The 18,671-nt window shown below is 47.3% G+C and carries 18 protein-coding genes; 1 reads left to right on the plus strand and 17 read right to left on the minus strand.

Features of this window, described 5'->3' with window-relative positions; genetic code table 11:
* Window positions 1-22 precede the first annotated feature (22 nt).
* From hflX to surE, 16 genes are all read right to left on the minus strand, one after another.
* Entirely contained in the window at window positions 23-1,153 is a 1,131-nt protein-coding gene (hflX, locus tag H8K26_RS07035) for a GTPase HflX (protein WP_190478832.1), read from the minus strand.
* A gap of 38 nt (window positions 1,154-1,191) precedes the next feature.
* Window positions 1,192-1,428, minus strand: a complete 237-nt coding sequence (gene hfq / locus H8K26_RS07040; RefSeq protein WP_190478356.1) for an RNA chaperone Hfq — start codon at window positions 1,426-1,428, stop codon at window positions 1,192-1,194.
* Between the two features lie 142 nt (window positions 1,429-1,570).
* Window positions 1,571-2,911 carry a ribosome biogenesis GTPase Der gene (der, locus tag H8K26_RS07045; RefSeq protein WP_190478358.1) on the minus strand — a complete coding sequence of 447 codons (1,341 nt, stop codon included), beginning with the start codon at window positions 2,909-2,911 and terminating at the stop codon, window positions 1,571-1,573.
* Window positions 2,912-2,917: 6 nt separating this feature from the next.
* Window positions 2,918-4,063, minus strand: a complete 1,146-nt coding sequence (gene bamB, locus H8K26_RS07050; RefSeq protein WP_190478361.1) for an outer membrane protein assembly factor BamB — start codon at window positions 4,061-4,063, stop codon at window positions 2,918-2,920.
* Window positions 4,064-4,074: 11 nt separating this feature from the next.
* Complete coding sequence (locus H8K26_RS07055) at window positions 4,075-4,725, minus strand: YfgM family protein (protein ID WP_190478363.1); 651 nt, start codon at window positions 4,723-4,725, stop codon at window positions 4,075-4,077.
* Between the two features lie 12 nt (window positions 4,726-4,737).
* Window positions 4,738-6,099, minus strand: coding sequence for a histidine--tRNA ligase (hisS, locus tag H8K26_RS07060; protein ID WP_190478365.1), 1,362 nt, complete (start codon window positions 6,097-6,099; stop codon window positions 4,738-4,740).
* Window positions 6,100-6,115: 16 nt separating this feature from the next.
* Window positions 6,116-7,384 (minus strand): flavodoxin-dependent (E)-4-hydroxy-3-methylbut-2-enyl-diphosphate synthase, encoded by a 1,269-nt coding sequence (gene ispG, locus H8K26_RS07065; RefSeq protein ID WP_190478367.1) that lies wholly within the window; start codon window positions 7,382-7,384, stop codon window positions 6,116-6,118.
* A 2-nt stretch (window positions 7,385-7,386) separates the two neighbouring features.
* Window positions 7,387-8,388: a RodZ domain-containing protein gene (locus H8K26_RS07070; protein ID WP_190478369.1), complete on the minus strand. Its 1,002-nt coding sequence runs from the start codon at window positions 8,386-8,388 to the stop codon at window positions 7,387-7,389.
* The gene (gene pilW / locus H8K26_RS07075; RefSeq protein ID WP_317889257.1) at window positions 8,381-9,187 is read right to left on the minus strand and encodes a type IV pilus biogenesis/stability protein PilW; all 807 of its coding nucleotides are present in this window, start codon (window positions 9,185-9,187) and stop codon (window positions 8,381-8,383) included. Before pilW ends, H8K26_RS07070 begins: the two co-directional genes overlap by 8 nt.
* Window positions 9,184-10,341: a dual-specificity RNA methyltransferase RlmN gene (gene rlmN, locus H8K26_RS07080; protein WP_190478371.1), complete on the minus strand. Its 1,158-nt coding sequence runs from the start codon at window positions 10,339-10,341 to the stop codon at window positions 9,184-9,186. Before rlmN ends, pilW begins: the two co-directional genes overlap by 4 nt.
* A gap of 83 nt (window positions 10,342-10,424) precedes the next feature.
* Window positions 10,425-10,850: a nucleoside-diphosphate kinase gene (gene ndk / locus H8K26_RS07085; protein ID WP_176803749.1), complete on the minus strand. Its 426-nt coding sequence runs from the start codon at window positions 10,848-10,850 to the stop codon at window positions 10,425-10,427.
* Window positions 10,851-10,988: 138 nt separating this feature from the next.
* Window positions 10,989-12,326, minus strand: coding sequence for a 23S rRNA (uracil(1939)-C(5))-methyltransferase RlmD (rlmD, locus tag H8K26_RS07090; RefSeq protein ID WP_190478373.1), 1,338 nt, complete (start codon window positions 12,324-12,326; stop codon window positions 10,989-10,991).
* Window positions 12,327-12,456: 130 nt separating this feature from the next.
* Window positions 12,457-13,506 carry an RNA polymerase sigma factor RpoS gene (rpoS, locus tag H8K26_RS07095; RefSeq protein ID WP_190478375.1) on the minus strand — a complete coding sequence of 350 codons (1,050 nt, stop codon included), beginning with the start codon at window positions 13,504-13,506 and terminating at the stop codon, window positions 12,457-12,459.
* A gap of 125 nt (window positions 13,507-13,631) precedes the next feature.
* Window positions 13,632-14,558, minus strand: coding sequence for a peptidoglycan DD-metalloendopeptidase family protein (locus H8K26_RS07100; protein WP_190478377.1), 927 nt, complete (start codon window positions 14,556-14,558; stop codon window positions 13,632-13,634).
* A 45-nt stretch (window positions 14,559-14,603) separates the two neighbouring features.
* Window positions 14,604-15,446 (minus strand): protein-L-isoaspartate(D-aspartate) O-methyltransferase, encoded by an 843-nt coding sequence (locus H8K26_RS07105; protein ID WP_190478379.1) that lies wholly within the window; start codon window positions 15,444-15,446, stop codon window positions 14,604-14,606.
* On the minus strand, window positions 15,443-16,180 hold the full coding sequence (gene surE / locus H8K26_RS07110) for a 5'/3'-nucleotidase SurE (RefSeq protein ID WP_190478381.1): 738 nt from the start codon (window positions 16,178-16,180) through the stop codon (window positions 15,443-15,445). Before surE ends, H8K26_RS07105 begins: the two co-directional genes overlap by 4 nt.
* Window positions 16,181-16,289: 109 nt before the next feature.
* Here surE and H8K26_RS07115 point away from each other — a divergent pair, with 109 nt between their 5' ends.
* Window positions 16,290-17,270: an NADPH:quinone oxidoreductase family protein gene (locus H8K26_RS07115; RefSeq protein WP_190478383.1), complete on the plus strand. Its 981-nt coding sequence runs from the start codon at window positions 16,290-16,292 to the stop codon at window positions 17,268-17,270.
* A 78-nt stretch (window positions 17,271-17,348) separates the two neighbouring features.
* Here H8K26_RS07115 and H8K26_RS07120 read toward each other — a convergent pair whose 3' ends face one another.
* Window positions 17,349-18,581 carry an HD-GYP domain-containing protein gene (locus H8K26_RS07120; protein WP_190478385.1) on the minus strand — a complete coding sequence of 411 codons (1,233 nt, stop codon included), beginning with the start codon at window positions 18,579-18,581 and terminating at the stop codon, window positions 17,349-17,351.
* Window positions 18,582-18,671: the final 90 nt, after the last annotated feature.

The raw sequence follows: 18,671 nt of genomic DNA on the forward strand, positions 1-18,671 counted from the left end.
TATCCAATGAGTAATTTTCGAACTACTGGAGATTAAAACGAACGTCATCGAATTGAGAAGTCAATTTTTCATCTGACATTTGTTGCGCTTTAACAGAAGCGAAATCAGCGATTGCGTCGCGTAACAGACTTAGTCCGACGCCGGTACGGGCACTCAAAAAAATCCGGTCAATTTTACCATATTCATTCAGGGCAACTGATGGTTCCAGACCCGCCAGATCAATCTTATTAAACACAATCAACTGCGGAATATGGTCAGCGCCAATCTCTTTCAACACCTGATTGACCTGAAAAATCTGCTCTGTCCTGACGGGGCTGTTTGCATCAACTATGTGCACGAGCAAATCAGCGTGAATAGTCTCTTCAAGCGTTGCACGAAATGCCGCTACCAGTTGATGCGGTAATTCACGGATAAATCCAACCGTATCTGAGATAACAACATTTCCAGCCTCGCCGAGATAGAGGCGTCTCGATGTCGTATCCAACGTCGCAAACAATTGATTTGCAGCGTAGGCACCAGCCTTCGTCAGAGCATTAAACAGTGTCGACTTACCAGCATTTGTGTAACCGACCAATGAAACCGAAAAGGTTTTACTGCGATCACGTGAGCGCCGCTGAGTTTCCCGCTGCTGACGCAGCTTATCCAGCTTCGCCTTGAGCATTTTGACTCGCTCTCCCAGAAGACGCCGATCCGTCTCTAACTGAGTCTCACCCGGCCCGCGCAAACCAATACCACCTTTTTGCCGCTCAAGGTGAGTCCAGCCACGAATTAAGCGCGTCGCAAGATGCTGCAGCTGTGCCAACTCGACTTGAACCTTTCCCTCGTGACTCTTCGCCCTCTGGGCAAAAATATCAAGAATGAGACTAGTACGATCAATCACGCGAGTTTTGAGACGACGCTCAAGATTTCTTTGTTGAGCCGGAGATAAAGCGTGATTAAAAATGACCAAATCAAGCTCAGAATCAGCAACAGCAGCAAGCACCTCATCAGCCTTGCCAGAGCCGATAAACAATGCGGCATCCGGCCCTGATCTTTTGCAGGTGATTGTCGTTACAACATCCGCTCCGGCAGACTGTGCCAGCAGTGAAAGCTCTTCAAGACTATCAGCAAAACCATCTTTGCCGAAATCAACACCGACCAAAGCGGCGCGCATATTTAAAGACATGTATCCAAATTATCAGGAGCCAAAAATTACTCAGCCTCAGTTTCAGAATTAATACTCACAGCGCGCGCAGGCACAACAGTGGAGATAGCGTGTTTATATACCATTTGCGTAACGGTATTTCTCAGCAACACGACATACTGATCGAAAGATTCAATATGTCCCTGTAACTTAATACCATTCACCAGGTAGATAGATACTGGAATATGTTCTTTACGCAGCGCGTTCAGAAACGGGTCTTGTAACAGTTGCCCTTTGTTGCTCATGACAGCTCCATTGTGTTGTTGTGATCAGGAGTTTGGGATTATCTTGTATTTTTCAAGCAATCCATCCGAAATTACAGATATCTGTAATGTTTTTTAGTTCAATTCGCAGAAATACTGCGTCATACAAAACCGTGAAAACTAATTACTTCGTTTTATCAAACGGATTTTTACCGGAGCGCATTTCTATTCTCAAAGGAGTTCCCACCAATGAAAACGTTTCCCTGAAATGCTTCTCCAGATAACGTTTATATACATCACCGACGGCGTCCAGCGCATTACCGTGAATCACAATGATAGGCGGATTTTGTCCGCCCTGGTGAGCATAACGTAATTTTGGCCTGATCGAACCTTTGCGCTTCGGTTGCTGATGCTCAACCGCCTCAATCAGAGCACGAGTCAATTTCGGCGTTGATAAATTCGCCATCGCAGCAGCGTAAGCAGAATCTATCGACTTCATTAACGGGCCGATGCCTGTCGATTTCAGGGCTGAGATGAAATGGAATTTTGCAAAGGTGAGGAAATTCAACTTCCGCTCAATGTCCATTTTAATTTCATCTCGTCGATCACTTTGCAAGCCATCCCATTTATTCACACCGACAACCAAGGCTCGGCCTGACTCGAGAATGAACCCAGCAATATGCGCGTCTTGCTCAGAAATATCCTGCTGCGCATCCAGCAATAAAAGAACGACGTTCGCTTCAGAAACAGATTGCAGGGTTTTGACCACTGAAAATTTCTCAATAGCCTCAAAAACCTTACCGCGCCGGCGAATACCAGCAGTATCGATTAAGGAATAATGCTTACCATCCCTCTCAAACGGAATCTCAATTGAATCCCGCGTTGTCCCTGGCATATCAAAGGCAATCACACGATCTTCGCCAAGCAAGGTGTTCACCAAGGTTGACTTACCGACATTCGGGCGCCCAACAATAGCAATCCGGATACCTTTAACCGCATCCTCAGCTGGCTCCGATTCTGGTGGTCGCTGTGCAAATGCAATATCGAGCGATTCTTCTACAAGATCAACGACACCATCCCCATGGGCGGCTGAGATCACATACGGATCACCAAGTCCAAGCTCGTAAAAATCTGCTGTTACTGAAGAATACTTCATACCTTCGGCTTTATTGACAACCAACATCACCGAACGACCAGACTTACGTAAAAAATCTGTGATCGTTTTGTCGTGCGGCGTCAAACCCTGACGTCCATCAACGATAAAAATAATGACATCAGCTTCAGCAACTGCCTGCTTGGTCTGCTTTGCCATCTCATGCAAGATACCTTCTTTCGCTACTGGCTCAAAGCCACCAGTATCAATTACCAGAAAAGGTCGCTCACCAATACGTCCCTCGCCATAATGACGATCACGAGTAAGCCCTGGCAAATCAGCCACCAAGGCATCACGTGAACGGGTAAGCCGATTGAACAGCGTGGATTTGCCGACATTTGGTCGACCTATAAGTGCAATAACCGGCTTCATTTAATATTACTCAGTTGCGATAGCAACCACTAATCCTGATTTTGTTTGAACAATCAAATTTGAGCCAACCACAACAGGCGCAGCTAAAATCTGACTACCATCAGTAGGCAACCTACCGATGAAAGAACCATCTTCTCTGGAGAGAAAATGCACGTAACCTGCCAGATCACCCACGACAACAGAGCGACCGAAAGAAACAGGTGCTGACAAGCGCCGATTGGCAAGCTTATCATTTTTCCAAGCACTAGAACCTGACTCACGATTATAAGCAGTCACAGCACCACCAACATCTGCAGCAAAGACAAAACGCTCATCGACACCGACACCAACCTCACTGGATAATTTCTTTACCCAACGAACAGCGCCTGTATTCAGATCGAAGCAACCGACCCGCCCCTGATAAGCACTGGCGCAAACATCACGCCCAATGATCGCAGGAAATCCTGAAACATCCGCAACACGCTCAAGTTCAGTCGCACCTTTTGGCTCTCCAACCACGGCTTCCCAGCGCAAGCTGCCATTGGCGAGAGATAAAGCTGCCATACGCCCACCTGGCAAAGCGATGATCACCTGATCACCTGCAACGACCAAACCTGGGAACGCACGTAACGTTAAAGCGGGCAAAGTACGCTCAACCACCCATTTACGGGCGCCGGTTTCAACGTCATATGCGCTAATTTTATTATCAATGCTACGAACAACAACTAAACTATCAGATAATGCCGGGGCTGATAAAATTTCTGTGGAATCCTGATTTTTCCAACGCAGCTTGCCTTCATTATCGAAAGCAAACAAACCACCCTTATCACCTGCAACGACGACCGTTCTGGCATTCGCTCCGACACCGCCCGTCAAACGCACGCCAGCGTTAATACGCCAGTCTGCACGTCCACTGGCCGCATCAATCTTCAGCAAGGTTCCATCAGCGGCAGCAACATAGAGCTGCTGCCCAACAATTGCCGGCGAGAACACGTAGTTTTGAGCCGAACCGACCTGAACGGACCATAACTGTTTAACAGAAAGAGTCGGTTTTATCTCTAACAATGCTGCCGGTACATTTTTTTCAGATTTTGAGGAGAATGGATTCCACGAAGAACATCCTGCCAAAACACACAATGCAGCCGCCGAAATTATTTTGGCAGAAAAATGCATAAACACTCCTGTTATTTGCTTACTGACTCAACAGATCCACCAATCGCATCCAATTTAATTTGAATTAATTGTTTTACTGAATTTTTTTCTGTCGCCTTGTCCAATGCAACCTGGTAGGACTTTCTAGCGTCGTCCAATTTAGCCTGCGCAACGAAAATATCGCCTTTTCTGTCAGCAACATCTGCTTGCAGCTCAGGCGGAAATTCACCTGACAACTGTTTCAACGCTTCATCAAATAATTTTTCATCCAACAAAATACCAGCCAGACGTATCTTCGCTAAAGCCTTGTACTCGTCGCCTTTACCAGAGTCAATTACCCACTGGAGCTGACTTTTAGCAGACTTCAAATCATTTGCATCAAACGATGTTTTAGCTGACACCAATGCGGCCATCGAAGCGTACGACGTCGCCGGAAACTTCTCTTTTAAGTCACCCACAGCGCGCTGAATCTTTGCCACATCTTTTGCTGTTACAGACTTCTGCAACTCTTCATATAACTGTGAGGCTTGCCCCGCCTGATTCGTTTGATAGTTATTCCATTGCATCCATCCTGCATAGGCAGCAAGCGCGATGATCAAAACCCAGGTAATCAAATTACCATATTGCTTCCATGTTGCTTTCAGTGTTGCGAGTTGCTCTTGTTCTTCGAGATCGTATGCCATGTTTTTATAAGATTAATGGTTAATATGAATATGATTCGGGTCATCGCAGCAAGAGCTGTCATCACCAGTGCCTGCGATCTGATCAACCAGATAATCTACCGCAGCATCAAACGGAACACTGATTTGATTATTTTCAGCAATATCGGATCGCATGGATTTTATACTGACATTATTATTGGCAACCTCGTCTTCACCAATAATCACCGCGTATGCGCAACCACTGGCGTCTGCCTTCTTCATTTGCGATTTAAAACTACCAACCCCGGTCGCGGTTGCGCAATGTAGCACAACATCAAGCCCGGCATCGCGTAATCGCTCACCAAGAACCAAAGACTGCATTTGTCCCTCATCAGTCTGGTGAACCAGATAAACATCACACAAGGAAGGCTGATGAACATCGCCAGCAACCTTCATCAATTCAATCAGTCGTTCAATCCCCATTGCAAAACCACACGCGGGAGTTGGCTTTCCACCAAAAGTTGAGAATAAAGTATCATAGCGTCCACCAGCACACACCGTTCCCTGTGACCCCAACTCGTCTGTCACCCATTCAAAAACAGTGCGATTGTAATAATCCATACCTCTTACAAGACGCGGATTAATCGTGAACGGAATACTATTGTGACGCAGTATTTTTTGTACTCCATCAAAGTGAGCCAGCGACTCAGCACCGAGATAATCCAACAGTTTTGGCGCAGCATTAACCATTTCTTGCATCGCTGGATTTTTTGTATCAAGTATCCGCAGTGGATTGCTATGCAAGCGACGCTTCGCTTCCGCATCGAGAATATCAGAGTGACTCTCAAAATAACTGATTAACGCTGCACGGTGCAAATTTCGCTCGTTTGCATCACCAATCGAATTTAACTCAAGACGCACATTCTGCAAACCGAGATCATCCCAGAGCCGCTGACACAGCATAATCAATTCAGCATCAATATCTGGCCCACTAAAACCCAAGGCCTCAGCACCTACCTGATGAAACTGACGATAGCGTCCACGCTGAGGCTTTTCATGGCGGAACATAGGACCCGCATACCAAAGACGCTTAGGGCCATCATAAACAAGATTGTGCTCAATTGCTGCACGCACCACACCCGCAGTTCCTTCTGGGCGCAACGTCAGCTTATCGCCATTCATCGAGTCTTCAAATGAATACATTTCTTTTTCGACGATATCTGTCACCTCACCAAGTCCGCGGGCAAACAGCGGAGTAGGCTCAACTATCGGTGTACGAACCTGTTGAAATCCATAGCTCTTTAATACCGAGTGAACCGTATTTTCGAATAGTTCCCAGAGTGCGGAATCGTCAGGGAGCAAATCATTCATTCCCTTAACACCGACTATTTTTTCTATTTTTTTATTTTCTGACATAAGAAACTCAGTTCAATTATTCAACTACTGTTGGTGCATAACGTTTTGCGACATAGTTCAGCACAATTGCCTGAAATTCTTCAGCAATTCTATCTCCACGCAATGTCATCGCTTTTACACCATCAATAAACACTGGTGCAGCTGGCGACTCACCTGTACCCGGAAGACTGATACCGATATTTGCGTGTTTTGACTCACCAGGACCATTCACGATACATCCCATGACAGCAACATTCATACTCTCAACGCCAGGGTACTGCTTCTTCCAGGCAGGCATCTGCTCACGCAAGAAAGTCTGAATATCGTCTGCCAATTCCTGAAATACCGTGGAAGTCGTGCGACCACAACCAGGACAAGCAATCACCATCGGCGTGAATTTTCGCAACCCCATGGTCTGCAAAATTTCCTGACCCACAATCACCTCACGGCAACGGTCTCCTCCAGGCTCGGGAGTCAACGATATACGTATGGTGTCGCCAATCCCCTCTTGCAACAATACCGAGAGCGCAGCGGTGGAAGCAACGATCCCTTTACTTCCCATTCCTGCCTCGGTCAAACCCAAGTGTAAAGGGTATTCGCAGCGTGTCGAAAGTTCACGGTACACCGCAATCAGATCCTGCACACCAGAAACCTTGCACGATAAGATAATTTTATCCCCAGCCAGCCCCAGTTCCTCTGCGCGCTGCGCATTTTCTATCGCAGACGTAATCAACGCTTCATACATGACAGATTGCGCAGTCCAAGGTACGGAACGGCGAGCATTCTCATCCATAATTCTTGCCAACAGGGTTTGATCCAGACTACCCCAGTTAACACCGATACGAACCGGTTTATCATAGCGGCAGGCCAACTCTATCATCTGAGCAAACTGAGATTCCCGCTTTGCCCCCTGACCTACATTACCCGGATTAATTCGATACTTCGACAAGGCTTGCGCACACTCAGGAAAATCCTGTAGCAAGGTATGGCCGTTATAATGAAAATCACCGACAAGAGGAACATCAACCTCCATTTTGTCGAGTTGTTCGCGAATTGCCGGAACCGCCGCAGCCGCCTCAGAATTATTGACAGTGATACGGACCAACTCAGAACCCGCCCGCGCCAGATCCTTGATCTGAATTGCGGTCGCAATTACATCGGCAGTATCTGTATTTGTCATTGATTGCACAACAACCGGCGCGTCACCGCCGATTAAAACTTTGCGCTTTCCGTAGACGATGCTTGCCGCACGGCTAAGACGCCTCTGGCGAGGACCAGACAAAATTTCGGACAAAAGAGACTCCATACTTACTTGACAATCAAATTAACGACATTCGAGTCTTTGCCGGTTGTGATATCCATTGCATTACCACGAAGCGACGCATCAACACCCGCGGCGTTGCCCAATCTCAGTTGCAAGGTTTCTTTCACCTCAAACACTTCTTCAGTCCCCGCTTTTGCCAAATGTGAAGTGAGAACTGTGCCATTTTCTTTTTTAACCTGTACCCACGAATCCTGGCGAAACTTCAGCCGCAACTTATCATTACCTGCAGCAACAGGTTGAACCAAAGGCGCATTCTCAGCTGTATTGGATGTAGCTACGGCAGCAGCGGGATGACTGGTAGATGTCACTTCGACTAAGGTTTTAGCAGGCTCACTGCGTTCAGCATCCGCACTATTGGCAATCTCGGTAACCGCAGAAGACGGCGCTGAAACAGAATTGACTTTTTCAACAACGGGCACAGATGCAGAAACTGCATCTACAGAACTTGCCGAAACAGACAGAGCATCAACCTGAACAGATGGTCTCGCGAAAAAGGCCTTCACATAAGAGGATTGTTCGACATATTGATACGACACAAATAACAATGCAGCCACCGCAAAAAAGGCGGCAGCTATCAAATATTTGCGATTATTATTTTCACTTCTTCCCAAAAATGGCGAGCGCGATTCCTGAAAAGGAGTTGCCAGCGTAGGTTGCAGACCAGCATCCAGCGCTTGCCCGGTTTGCTCATCAGGCAAACAAGCAATAAGCTCGGCAGGATCCAGTTTAAGCAGCTTAGCGTAGGAACGTACAAATCCCCGCACAATCACTAACTTTGGCAACTGTTCAAAAGCATTATTTTCTAACGCAATAATCTGACGAGGAGACAATTTCAGCTGTCCAGCTACCTGCTCAACGCTCAGACCGGCCAAAGTGCGAGCTGCAGATAACAGACCACCGGCAGTCTGAACAACACTTAGCACAGGCTTAGACTCACTTCCAGAAGGCAGCACCTCTGACGCTGGACTCAATCCCACATCACTCATCAAAAGATCCCCGCTGCAAAAGGCCAAATTCACGCGAACCCGGATGACGCCGGCGCAATTGCGTCGCATAGCCAGTCATTGCAGCCTCATCTCCGAGTCGCTTTTCAATTTTAATTGCAAGCCACAAAACATCTGCAGTTAATACATCAAACTTAATTACTCTGTTGATGTAAAAACGAGCCTGACCATATTCACCACGGTCATACAGAATTTTGGCGAGATTTGCATTAATACCCGGATTTGAGGGATCTTGCTTAAACCCCTCGATGAAATATTTCTCAGCGCGAGGCGAGTCCTTCATCCTCAGACTACAAAGACCCGCATTGTTATAAGTTTTGCCTAAATTGGCATATGCAGGATTATTTATAACGCGATCAAGATAAGCCAAGCCCTGTTTTTCGCGACCATTCTGACAAAGAAACCAGCCATAATTATTCTCCACATCGACATTACCAGGAGATAGCTTCAGTGCCTGCAAAAAATTATCTTCCGCCAGTTGCTTTTCACCCGTATCCATAAAAATAACGGCACGAACAGCGTAGGCATCAACCATATCCGGATAAATCAATAACGCCTGCCTGATCTCTTCCAATGCAACTTTGTGCTGTCCTTGCTGATAATAGCCAACAGCCAATTGCATCCTGATGGATGCACGCTTCTGCAGTTCAAGCTTTTCCGCTGAGACAGCGGACTCGTCGACACGCGCATCCAAATGCCTGGACGCACAAGCAGAAATAGACAAAACCAGAGAAAGGAGCAATACCTGTTTTGCACGAGAGCCAAATTCAAAAATTTTCACTGTGTGATCTCCACGATCTTGCCAAAATTTTCGCCAAACTTCTTTTGATATTCCGCCATTTTTTGCATGCGCTCCTGCACACGCGTCCTATCCTTTACATCACCCGCCAACTGACCACATGCTGCATCAATATCATCACCCCGCGTTTTACGTGTCGTTGTGACGATACCAGCATCCATCAACACCTGTGCAAATGCTTTAATCCGTGGATTGGCAGAACGCTTCAGCCCCGACTCCGGAAATGGATTAAACGGAATCAGATTAAACTTACAAGGCACATTTTTAACCAATTGAATCAGCTCCCGTGCATGCTGATCCGTATCATTGACGCCATCCAACATGCAATATTCAAAGGTGATGAAATCTCTCGGCGCAAATTCCAGATAACGTTTGCACGCCGCCATCAACTCACTTAACGGGTATTTTTTATTTAACGGTATCAAACTGTCGCGCAGCACGTCATTCGAGGCATGCAAAGAAACTGCCAGTGCAACCGGGCACTCCTGCGACAACTTATCCATCATAGGAACAACACCACTGGTCGACACCGTAACACGCCGACGGGACAAGCCATACGCATTGTCGTCCAGCATTAAACGCAACGCGGCGACCGTGGGCTCGAAGTTTAACAGCGGCTCCCCCATCCCCATCATCACCACATTCGTGATCTGACGCTCACCTTTTGGACCAGGAATTATGCCTTTAGTTTTTCTTAACTCAAACTCTGCCATCCATAACTGACCGATGATTTCCCCTACAGTCAGATTACGATTAAATCCTTGCTTACCAGTGGAACAAAAGCGGCAATTCACCGCACATCCCGCTTGCGTCGAGATACACAAGGTCCCACGATTCTCTTCAGGAATAAACACTGTTTCAACAGCATTCCCCTGTCCTACATCAACCAACCACTTACGGGTACCATCAGAAGAAGTGTGATCACTAATTACTGAGGGAGCAGCAATAACCGCTCTGGTTGCCAACTTTTCTCGCAAAGACTTCGCAAGATCAGTCATCTCATCAAACGTACTCGCGCCAAACTGATGGATCCAGCGTTGCAACTGCTTTGCACGGAACGGCTTCTCACCCAACTCGCCGCAATATGCAGTGAGCTGCGCAGGATCTAAATCCAATAAATTAATGAGTGCCGTCATGCGTTTTTCTTTCTTACACCCCGCACCACAACATTTTGTGGCGCAGGGAGATAATTTCTAATTACTAATCAATCTACTTCAAATTAACGTGAATACACGTTTAATGCTGGGAAGAAGTAAGCGATTTCAACTGCAGCTGTTTCAGCAGCATCAGAACCGTGCACTGCATTGGCATCGATAGACTCAGCGAAATCAGCACGAATAGTACCTTTTTCTGCTTTCTTAGGATCAGTTGCGCCCATCAGATCACGGTTTTTCAGAATCGCGCCTTCGCCTTCCAGAACTTGCACGAATACAGGGCCGGAGATCATGAAGTCAACCAGATCTTTGAAGAATGGACGTGCTGCATGAACAGCGTAAAAGCCTTCTGCTTCAGCGCGGGACAATTGAGTCAGGCGAGCAGCAACAACTTTCAGACCTGCGTTTTCAAAACGGCTGACAATTTGACCAATTACGTTTTTCGCAACTGCGTCAGGTTTAATAATAGACAATGTACGTTCGATAGCCATCAAAAACTCCAATAAAAAGAAAGGGTTAAGACAAAAACTCAAGAATTCATCTAACCTTCGATTTTAGCATGAAACACTTGGCAGAACATGTCTTTAGAGTAAGCCAAAGCCAAATGCTTCACGTCAACGCAATCTGACTTAGTTAATCAGATCAAATACCGCCATTGATTCGACATGCGAGGTATGCGGAAACATGTTCACCACGCCAGCATAACTCAGCTTGTACCCTGCATTTCCTACCAGCATACCTGCATCCCGGGCCAGCGTGGATGGACTACACGAAACATAGACAAGTCGTTTCGGTTTTAATTCAGGTTTTTTCTCGGTCAAATCAATCAAGGCCTGACAAAGAGCCATGGCACCGTCACGCGGCGGATCAATCAGGAAGCGATCAAACTTGCCCAAGGCAATCAAATCGTCCGCCGTCACCTCAAACAAGTTCCGCGTACTGAACGAGGTTTTCTCCGCCAAGCCATTATGCACTGCATTTTCAAGAGCACGCTCAGTCAGAGCAGTACTACCTTCAATGCCAACCACCTCTCTTGCCATCGTTGCTATCGGCAGCGTGAAATTACCTAATCCACAAAAAAGATCTGCAATACGCTCATCTTTCTGCACATCCAGCAAACGCAAAGCGCGTGCCACCAATACGCGATTAATGTGATGATTCACCTGCGTAAAATCCGTCGGCTTGAAAGGCATCTTAACGCCAAATTCTGGCAGCAAATAATGCAAATCACTTTCCGCCGGGTAGTAAGGCACAGCAGTATCCGGCCCTTTCGTCTGCAACCACCATTGAACACTATGCTCATCTGCAAACGCTTTTAACTTCACTTCATCGTCCGGAGTCAGCGGCTCCATGATGCGCAGCACCATTGCGGTCACACCCTCGCCTATCGCCAATTCAATTTGCGGCAAGGATTCAATAATCGACAACGAGGCAATCAGTGAGCGCAACGGCACCAGCATTGCAGAAACATGTGGTGGCAGTATCTGACAGGTTTCCATATCAGCCACATAGCGGGATTTTTTTTCGTGAAAACCAACCAGCACCTTATTTTTTTTAATGACATGACGAACCGATAATCTGGCACGGTACCTATATCCCCAGGTGGGCCCATAAATTGGGCGCAGCATTGTCTCAGCTTTTACTTTTCCGATATGCCAGAGATTATCTTCCAAAATGCGTTGTTTCATCGCCACCTGCGCATCCGGCTCCAGATGCTGCATCGAGCATCCGCCGCAAGTGCCAAAAAATTCACACTTAGGCTGAATACGTTGAGAAGATGCGTGAACGACATCCGTCAGCGTCGCCACTTCCCAGCTTGGTTTCTTTTTATAGCTACTAAAAGTAACCGTCTCACCTGGCAACGCACCCTCGACAAAAATAACTTTACCTTGCGTACCATCTTCATTTTGCAAATGCCCGACGCCACGCGCGTCCATATCAAAAGCACGTATTTCAATTTTATTCATGGGAATGTCGGCGCGAAAAACAGCTGCGCCATGTTAATGATCGATTTCAAAAGCGGAATTATAAAAGAAGTGAGAGACTCTACCCTAGCAATAAACAACTAAAGTGCAGAATATCCAGAACGAATACCCGTCACAGCAAAGAATCCCGCCCCAGTCCGCGCGATGAAAATGAGCGCTTCAACTTAATCAAGGCTTCTTGCTGAATCTGACGAACACGTTCTCTTGTGATACCCATTTCATCAGCCAGAGCTTCCAGAGTGGCCGGATCATCATTATCCAGCCCAAAACGCCGGATAACGACTATACGCTGCTTATCGGACAGCCGCGAAAGCCAGTCTCTGACAAGTATGGTCATTTCATGATGCTCAGCCAGAGCATCAGGAGCCGTATCACTATCGCCTGGCAACAAATCCATCAAGCTAGATTGCGGGTCATTATCCAAAGGCATGTCAAGAGAAGTTGCATGTTCAGACAATGCAAGGATATCCTGCACTTCATCCGCTGGCCGATCGACCAGTAATCCGATATCCTCAGCTTTTGCCTCGCGGCCATCACTCTGACGTGACTCAAGGTGATACTTTGCCCGAAGAATCTGATTCAGCTCACGAACTACATGAACTGGTAAGCGAATGGTCCGCGCCTGATTCATAATTGCCCGCTCTATACTTTGACGTATCCACCAGGTTGCGTAGGTAGAGAAACGAAAACCACGCTCAGGTTCGAATTTGTCAATTGCATGCATTAAACCGAGATTCCCCTCCTCTATCATATCGAGCAGAGCAACACCGCGATTAATGTAATGCTTGGCAATCGAGACGACCAGCCTGAGATTGTGCTCTATCATTTTCTGTCTGGCGTCGAAATCTCCTTGTTTTGCCAGCGTCGCAAAATGCAGCTCCTCCGCAGAGTTAAATAAGGGGCGAGTGCCGATTTGATTCAGATAATACTGGGTAGTGTCAGTAGATAATTCACTCGCCAGTACAGTCTTGAGCTCATCGATAGGCGCGACAATCAAAGAAATGGGATCGACTTCGCGCCCATTGGGCTCATCAACATCGTCACTTACTTCGACATCCAAAACAATACCTGTCTCAGCATTATCCAGATAATCTTCAGGAGTGATTTCAGCGTCTTCGTGTGCGGCGACATTTAACTTGCGGTCGATCGTATTTTTTTGCATAGATTTCCATCTGAATAAAATATGTATACGAAACGGACAACTTTAAGAAATGACCAACCTCAACAAAAAAACATTACCAACAACACTCTTTAAACAAATCACCAATAAAACCAGACAAAATAAATCTAGCGCGCAGGCAAATAACGTGATGGATCAACCGGCTTTCCCTGCAAGCGTATTTCAAAGTGCAACTTAACGCCATCGCTATCCGAGTTCCCCATCTCAGCTATTTTTTGCCCTTTAGTGATGGACTGCCCCTCTTTGACAAGAATTGTCTTGTTATGTGCATACGCTGACAACAAGCTGTTGTTATGCTTCACAATCACTAAATTTCCATAGCCACGGATACCACTACCGGCATACATCACTTTACCAGCGCCAGCTGCGAAAATATCCTGCCCCATACGCCCAGCAATATCGAAGCCTTTATTCTTATCGTCAAACCCGGCTAACAGCTTGCCATCAACTGGCCACATCCAGTCAACCGCATCAACATCTGCAGCACTCTCTGCAGATCTTTCTTGCGGCTTTACTACTGCAACTTCAGTTTTGACGGGTGCAACTCCACTACCTTCTGGCTTCTGAAGCTCCGCAAGATTGCTTTCTGAATATGGACGTTTATCTCCCTTAGGTGTCATCTTGGTCCCACTCGAACCTGCAGACAGCGGCTTCACCTCAATTGAGGACGAGGATGCGATTGCCACTGGCTGTGCTCCATTGATTTCAGGAGGCGCAACCCGCAACACCTGATCCACCTTGATGTCATTCGGATTTTTCAGATTATTCCAGACGACCAGATCACTGTAACTCTGCCCATGATCTAAAGCGATTCGGTACAAAGTATCACCGCGCTTGACCACATAATTCCCGCGCGCGGATTCAACTGGTTTAACCACCTGTTTAGGCGCTGGTGGAGGCACATAAACCTCGTTGGACGAGGACATACCGCGCTCAACCACTGGCGCTTTATTCGGCGTCGAGCTACACGCTGCCAGAAGCGAAGCGACGCATCCCAACGCCATTAAATTTTTCAGGCTTTTTATTTTGTTCATTCTCATTACAAATTTACAGGTGAATTACGATCTTGTGCCACGACCTCAAATGACTCCGGAGCGCAAAGGAACGAAGTGACAATTTTCTACCATAGTGCTGTTCCAGTCATTTACTGAAACACGCTCGATTAGCTGTAAAACCTGATGCCGATCACCGACTGGCGCAATCAAGCGCCCACCGATTTTCAGTTGCGTCAGTAAGGCGTGAGGCACTTCCAAGCCGGCAGCAGCCAATATGATACCGTCAAACGGGGCAACCTGAGGCATACCTAACATGCCATCACCATAATGCAAACGGATATTCGCAATGCGCATTGGCCGCAGATTATTTTTCGCCAATTCGTGCAAGGCCTTGATACGCTCAACAGAATAAACATCTTTCGCTATTAGCGACAACACTGCGGCCTGATAACCACATCCGGTTCCTATTTCCAGCACTTTATCAAGAGCTGCTCCGTTCCGCAAAATCTCCAACATCCGGCCAACAATGTATGGCTGCGAAATAGTCTGATGATGACCAATAGGAAGCGACGCATCAACATACGCCTGACTGGCGAGACCGGAGTCCAGAAACATGTGCCGGGGAATCGCTTGTAATGCTGCTAAAACCAGAGTATCACTGACTCCCTGCTGCGCCACCCTTGCAACCATTGCACGTCGGACGCCATCAGAAACCAAAGGACTGGCGAACGGCACAGCTTGTTCAGGTGCTTTTTTCCCACCGTTTTCCGCAGAGCTTATGCGGGCAGCCAGATTAGCACCCTGCCTTGCATTTTGCGTTGCCGTCTGCGTCGATGCACTGCGACCTGAACGATCGCCACGCCCTGCCTCACGTTGATCAACAACCGACGATAAGGAGAGAGGGAAACGCTTTTCTTTCGTTGTCATTGAATGTTCATGGCCAGCATGTCCAATTGTCGCGTATTGGTTAAATCAACTTGCAAAGGTGTGACGGACACGTAATTTTTCGATGTCACGTCAAAATCAGTTCCCTTACCACCGTCAAGAACACCTCCTGGTGGTCCTATCCAGTAAATATCACGTCCGTGCGGATCTCTCATCGGAATAACGGGCTCAGAACTGTGTCGCTTCCCGAGGCGCGCCCGGCGTATTCCTTTTATGTCACTCTTGGGTAGATTAGGAATATTCACGTTCAGCAAATAAGGTGAAGGCAACTCAGGAAACCCGCGCAGAACCAATTCAGCAGCCACTGCCGCCGCCGCATCCAGATGCTGCCACCCCTTATGCACCTGAGAAAACGCGATTGCGGGAATTCCAAATAAGTATCCCTCAGTAGCCGCGGCCACTGTACCGGAATACAAAGTGTCGTCGCCCATGTTTTGTCCCTGATTGACGCCTGAAACAATCAAATCAGGTCGTTCAGTCATAATCGCCGTTAATGCGATATGCACGCAGTCGGAGGGAGTACCGTTCACAAAATAAAAGCCGTTTGCTGCCCGTTGCACCGACAACGGTCTGTCCAGCGTTAAGGCATTCGAAGTACCGGAGCGGTTGCTGTCTGGCGCAACAACCGTAATCTCGGCAAAAGGCATCAGCGCTTCCGCCAGAGCAACGATGCCAGGGGCAAGATAACCATCATCATTACTAATTAAGATTTTCATAAGCCACATTCTACCTGATGCGGAAAAACAAATTCCTCCTGTCATCAATTTTTACGGCATAATCAAAAAAATTAAACGGTCGTACTATTTTTAAAACTGGAGACTTCATATGAAAGCCGTTGTATGTAAAACCTGGGGCACCCCGGACACCTTGGAAGTAATCGAACTCCCGGACCTGACACCCGGAGCCGGAGAGGTGGCGATTGCCGTCAAGGCCGCTGGTGTTAACTTCCCTGACTTCCTCATCATACAAAACAAATATCAGTTCAAACCTGAACTACCGTTTACGCCGGGCAGCGAGTTGTCCGGAATTGTTTACGCTGTCGGTGAGGGTGTAAAACATATCAAGACTGGTGACAAGGTAATTGCCTTTATCGGTCAAGGGGCGTTTGCCCAACAAGTTTTAGCGCCCGCCAACGCTGTTATTCCTATGCCGGAAGGAATGGATTTTGATATAGCTGCTGCAATCACGCTGACTTATGGCACATCACATCATGCGGTTGTTGACAGAGCGCAACTGAAAGCGGATGAAACCATGTTGGTACTGGGTGCTGCAGGTGGCGTCGGACTGGCTGCGATTGAGATCGGAAAAGCGATCGGTGCCAAAGTCATTGCAGCAGCGTCAACAGATGAAAAACTCGACATCTGCCGCCAACATGGCGCCGATATGACGATTAATTACAGCAACACTGATCTACGTGAGGCGATCAAAAACGCGACCGGAGGCAAAGGACCGGACGTGATATATGACCCGGTTGGCGGCATCTACGCTGAGCCTGCATTCCGCTCTATCGCTTGGCGTGGACGTTATCTGGTCGTCGGTTTTGCAAATGGTGAGATTCCGAAATTACCACTGAATCTCGCCCTGTTAAAAGGCGCATCTCTGGTCGGTGTGTTTTGGGGTGAATTTGCCAAGCGCGAACCCAAAGCCAATATGGCGGCAATGAGCGAAATGATAGGCTGGCTGAGGGAGGGCAAAATCAAGCCCCATATTTCTGCCCGATATGCATTGAACGAAACAGCCAACGCGTTGAACGATATCGCAGCCCGCAAAGTGACCGGTAAAGTAGTGATACAACCAGAAAGATAATGCATCACGCGTTATTGAAAAAAACTCCACGCTATGCCGTGGAGTTTTTTTATATCGAATCAAATGAAACCGTACAAGTCAATGTGGAGCAGCATCACCAAGCCAATAGCGATTGATGTCTTTTAACCCCCACTTCGATGCATCTTCTCTTGCGACAATTTTATCTTGCAAGCCCGGACCAGCCAGATCCAGCAACTCAGGAACGATATAACCCATAGATTTGACAGAAAAAAACACCCTGACTTTGGGCGATAACAAAGACTTGCCGACCTGTTGTTCAACAACGACGCCGAGTCGCCCGGACTCCATCCGCACCAGAGTACCTACAGGATAGATGCCTATACTCTTTACAAATGCCTGGAATACTTTTTCATCGAAATGGCCCTTACTCCACTCGGCCATTTTCCGTAAAGATTCTGCAGGACACCAACCTTGTTTGTATGGACGGTCTGAGGTGATCGCATCATACACATCACACACCGCTCCCATCCGCGCAAACAGGCTGATTTCTTCACCTTTCAGACGATCCGGGTAGCCGCTGCCATCCATTTTTTCGTGATGATGCAAACACACATCGAGCGCAACCTGACTGACGCCATTTGCCTCCAGCAGCATTTTGTATCCAGCCGCCGGATGCTCTTTGACAGAGACAAATTCCGCATCAGTCAACTTACCTGGCTTATTCAGGATGTCAGGGTCAATGCCCATCTTACCAATATCATGCAACAAGCCTGCCAGCCCTGCCTCACGGGTGTCCACATCACTTAAGCCTAATTGCTTGCCCAACGCGACCATCAACGCACAGACCGCAACCGAATGCATGTAGGTGTAATCGTCCTTGGTTTTCAGTCTCGCAAGGCCAATCAGAGCACCGGGATTACGCATCACCGAGTCGGCAATTTCCTCGACCATTTCCTGCGCATTACCGACGTCAACGGCTTTTCCCATCCGAGCTTCACTGAACATAGAAAAGACCGCCGCACGCGATTTATTCACAATCAAGGATGCTCTGTCGATCTCCTCTGCCATAGAAACCGGTGCTGTCTGCCTTGGAACTGGCTGTTTTACGACAACGGTTTCGACGACAGGTTCAGGTTCTTGCTTTGCTTCGGGCTCGGCTTGAAGAACATCAAGGCCTTTGCTTGTGTCTATCCACGCTTCCTGTATCTTTGATTTCTGGATCTCCAGCAATTCCGCGGAATCAGAGAGAAGAAACGATTTTTTCCAGAATGGCGTATCTATCCATGAGCCGCATAACTCAGTGACAAACATACCCACTCTCAATTCAGATGTTTTAATTTTTTTTAGCATAAAGAAACGAGTGGAAGCGATAACTGACGACGTGAAGCCTGTAAAAACCCAAGCTTAGATTATTCTACAAAGGCAAGAACTACGCCACAA

Origin of the sequence: Cognatundibacterium aquatile, from assembly GCF_014699135.1 — a bacterium.
GTDB lineage: Bacteria > Pseudomonadota > Gammaproteobacteria > Burkholderiales > Burkholderiaceae_D > Undibacterium > Undibacterium aquatile.

Bases quoted from the DNA above. Each gene is read 5' to 3' on its own strand.
- hflX (WP_190478832.1), bottom strand. From the start codon at position 1,153: ATGCGCGCCGCTTTGGTCGGTGTTGATTTCGGCAAAGATGGTTTTGCT.
- hfq (WP_190478356.1), bottom strand. From the start codon at position 1,428: ATGAGCAACAAAGGGCAACTGTTACAAGACCCGTTTCTGAACGCGCTG.
- der (WP_190478358.1), bottom strand. From the start codon at position 2,911: ATGAAGCCGGTTATTGCACTTATAGGTCGACCAAATGTCGGCAAATCC.
- bamB (WP_190478361.1), bottom strand. From the start codon at position 4,063: ATGCATTTTTCTGCCAAAATAATTTCGGCGGCTGCATTGTGTGTTTTG.
- H8K26_RS07055 (WP_190478363.1), bottom strand. From the start codon at position 4,725: ATGGCATACGATCTCGAAGAACAAGAGCAACTCGCAACACTGAAAGCA.
- hisS (WP_190478365.1), bottom strand. From the start codon at position 6,099: ATGTCAGAAAATAAAAAAATAGAAAAAATAGTCGGTGTTAAGGGAATG.
- ispG (WP_190478367.1), bottom strand. From the start codon at position 7,384: ATGGAGTCTCTTTTGTCCGAAATTTTGTCTGGTCCTCGCCAGAGGCGT.
- H8K26_RS07070 (WP_190478369.1), bottom strand. From the start codon at position 8,388: ATGAGTGATGTGGGATTGAGTCCAGCGTCAGAGGTGCTGCCTTCTGGA.
- rlmN (WP_190478371.1), bottom strand. From the start codon at position 10,341: ATGACGGCACTCATTAATTTATTGGATTTAGATCCTGCGCAGCTCACT.
- ndk (WP_176803749.1), bottom strand. From the start codon at position 10,850: ATGGCTATCGAACGTACATTGTCTATTATTAAACCTGACGCAGTTGCG.
- rlmD (WP_190478373.1), bottom strand. From the start codon at position 12,326: ATGAATAAAATTGAAATACGTGCTTTTGATATGGACGCGCGTGGCGTC.
- rpoS (WP_190478375.1), bottom strand. From the start codon at position 13,506: ATGCAAAAAAATACGATCGACCGCAAGTTAAATGTCGCCGCACACGAA.
- H8K26_RS07100 (WP_190478377.1), bottom strand. From the start codon at position 14,558: ATGAACAAAATAAAAAGCCTGAAAAATTTAATGGCGTTGGGATGCGTC.
- H8K26_RS07105 (WP_190478379.1), bottom strand. From the start codon at position 15,446: ATGACAACGAAAGAAAAGCGTTTCCCTCTCTCCTTATCGTCGGTTGTT.
- surE (WP_190478381.1), bottom strand. From the start codon at position 16,180: ATGAAAATCTTAATTAGTAATGATGATGGTTATCTTGCCCCTGGCATC.
- H8K26_RS07115 (WP_190478383.1), top strand. From the start codon at position 16,290: ATGAAAGCCGTTGTATGTAAAACCTGGGGCACCCCGGACACCTTGGAA.
- H8K26_RS07120 (WP_190478385.1), bottom strand. From the start codon at position 18,581: ATGCTAAAAAAAATTAAAACATCTGAATTGAGAGTGGGTATGTTTGTC.